The organism is Paenibacillus sp. TAF43_2 (assembly GCF_052113545.1).
Lineage (GTDB): Bacteria > Bacillota > Bacilli > Paenibacillales > Paenibacillaceae > Pristimantibacillus.
In genome coordinates, this window is the sequence record NZ_JBFRDK010000330.1 from 1 (window position 1) to 2,904 (window position 2,904).

3 protein-coding genes are annotated in these 2,904 nt (G+C 45.1%); 1 reads left to right on the forward strand and 2 read right to left on the reverse strand.

Features of this window, described 5'->3' with window-relative positions; translation table 11 throughout:
• A partial coding sequence (locus tag AB4Z17_RS32980) for a ketopantoate reductase family protein (RefSeq protein WP_441964624.1) occupies positions 1–270 on the reverse strand: 270 nt, incomplete at its 3' end.
• Between the two features lie 203 nt (positions 271–473).
• On the opposite strand from AB4Z17_RS32980, the gene AB4Z17_RS32985 reads away from it, so the two are divergent.
• On the forward strand, positions 474–1,034 hold the full coding sequence (locus tag AB4Z17_RS32985) for a TetR/AcrR family transcriptional regulator (RefSeq protein ID WP_441964626.1): 561 nt from the start codon (positions 474–476) through the stop codon (positions 1,032–1,034).
• A 97-nt stretch (positions 1,035–1,131) separates the two neighbouring features.
• Here AB4Z17_RS32985 and AB4Z17_RS32990 read toward each other — a convergent pair.
• A partial coding sequence (locus AB4Z17_RS32990; protein WP_441964628.1) for a TSCPD domain-containing protein occupies positions 1,132–2,904 on the reverse strand: 1,773 nt, incomplete at its 5' end.

Genomic DNA, 2,904 nt, shown 5'->3' on the forward strand with positions numbered 1-2,904 from the left:
GGGCAGCACGGGCAGCACTGATGGAAAATCATTGTATTTCATTACCACAAAAATGAGATCATACAATTCTTCTGATGACAAATGATGAATAACTCTCACTTTGTCCACCGTCGTCTTACGCTGAAAATAATGACGAATAACGATGCCGTCTTTCGTCAGCTCTTCATATCTTTTTCCTCTGGCAAGTACGGTAACCTCATTGCCTCCACGCGCTAACACATGTGCAAGATAGCTGCCCAACACGCCTGCACCATAAACTAATATTTTCACAAAGCATCTCCGCCCTATTATATATTTCAAGTGAAATGAATATCGCTCTATTTTTTTGAACATTCGTTGATTAAACAACATCTGTTCAATATAATGATCATATCAGCGCAGATGCTGCTCTTCAATCGGTAAAATCAGCGAAAGTGTTGATTAATCAACAGATCGAGAGCAAATGTCTAAAACCGCTCAAAAGGAGTCATACTTTGGATAGACGAGTACTCAAAACAAAAGAAGCCATCATGAAGGCTTTTGTCGAGCTAATTGCAGAGAAAAATTTTGAGCAAGTAACCATTAACGAAATTGCGGAACGTGCCAATGTAAACCGAGGTACTGTTTATTTGCATTATGTTGACAAGTTTGATCTGCTGAATCAATGTATTGAGGTTTATTTAACACAATTGTTTGAGAGCTGTATGCCCCCAGACGATGCATTCCAGCCATCACCCAAAACGTTGTTGCTGCGTACATTCAAGTACTTGGAAAAACATGCTTTCATCTATACCACATTGTTAACGAGCAAAGGTGTTCCTACGTTTCGAAACCGACTGATGGAAGGAATGCTGCAAAATATTGAGGTGAATATTGATATGAGCGGCATCAATCAGGATATGAACAAGGAGATTATGGTGCAATTTCTGGCTTCAGCGGCAATTGGACTGCTGGAATGGTGGATCATTCGTTCCATGCCCTATCCTGCTGAAGATATCGTCGAACAATTGTGGACGCTGCTGGAGCGTCATCATATCTTTCCAGAGCCAGCCTAACTCTTTGCATTATTGGAAAGACTACACAAAATAAAAAAGAGAACCACGTGGTCACGAGGTTCTCTTTTTTGCTTGCCTAATTCATTTCTATACCCTATCAATTACACTTGCTAAAGCCGCACTGCGTACACTGCTTGCAGCCTTCTATATTAATAAGCGCTGCCGAACCGCAAGAGGGGCACAAATCTACGGAAGAAGTGTCTACAGAAGATTTGGAGATTGCCGTATAATCCGCAGACGCTGCTGCTTCTTCTCTTTGAACTATTTTCGCTGCAGTCTCCTGCTCCGTCCCATTCTCCATATGAATCTCAAGCGATTTTGCAACGGCATCCGCAATGGACTCCACTCGGTTGACTCCGAATCCAATTGCCCCCGAGCCACCGATTCCTTTCAAATGTTTGACGAGCAGCTTCACCTTATTTCCATGATCGCCATACCGCAGAAACAATGAGCATACACGCCCTAATGCTTCAGCCATCGCAAACACATCCGAACCTGCCTTGCCTACGTTCAAGAAAATTTCTGCCGGTGTGCCATTCAGATCATTTATCGTAATATAAGCCATGCCAAATGGTGTATTCACCTTATAGGTCGCACCCCGCAGCATCTGCGGTCTGCGTTTGTACTGCTTATCCAGCTCCTGCTCAGGTTGCACGGCTGCTCGGACAACGGCTTCCACCAAATCCGCGTCAAATGGAGCTTCTGTTTTCTCTTCTTTAGACGACGTTGAGAGAACTTGAACATCACGACTGCCATCTCGGTAAATCGTCACGCCCTTGCAGCCGAGCTCAAAAGCAAGCTCATACAATCTGCCCGTTTCTTCCACTGTGAAATCTGCCGGGCAATTCGCTGTTTTGGAAATAGAGCTGTCCACCCAGCGCTGTATAGCCGCCTGTACCCGAATATGATCCTCAGCAGACAAGCTCATCGAGGTTACAAAATAATCTGGTAGCTCCTCCCCCGGATGAGCCGCCTTCCAAGACGCTGCAATCGGAACATCTTGTTTGTCAAAACCGAGACGGCTCTGACGATAGTATTCGAAGGCAAAATAAGGCTCGATTCCCGTAGACGTCCCGACCATTGTTCCAGTGCTTCCTGTTGGCGCTTGTGTAATGACCGTCACATTTCGCATGCCGTTCAAAGCCACACTGTCGCCAATCTCCGGAAATTCGGCTATCAATTGCTTCATAAATCCGCTCTGTACATATTTATCAGCTTCAAACGCTTGGAATGAACCTTTCTCAGCAGCGATTTCCGATGACGCCAAATAAGACTCCCTAGCCATAAATCCATACAGCTTATCTAGAAAAACCAACGACTCTGCACTGCCATATCGGATACGCAGCTTAATCATAAGCTCAGCTAGTCCCATCGTTCCGAGCCCGATACGCCGCTCAAGCTTCTGATTGCGCTCATTTTCTTCAAAATGATAGGGTGTTTTGTCGATGACATTATCAAGAAACCTTACAGACCAGCGTGTAACTTTAGCAAGTTCATCCCAAGCAACGTCATGCTGCTCTTCATCATAAAACTTCGATAGGTTTACAGCTGACAAGTTGCAGACGCCCCAGCCCGGCAAGCCTTGTTCACCGCAAGGGTTCGTACTAATAATGGGATTGAAATACCAGCTGTTCGACATTTGATTATAATACTCCATAAAGACAACGCCAGGCTCGGCTGACTTCCATGCGGATTCAATAATCGCTTGCCATATTTCACGAGCGCGCACCGTTTTGTAGGGGATAACCTTTTTGCCAAGCTTGCGCCATGCATCCAGATCGCCGGTCCATAGCTCGTTATACTCTATATCTTTGGTATCTGGAAATACGAGCTCCCATTCCAAATCTTCCTTTACAGCCCGCATAAAAGC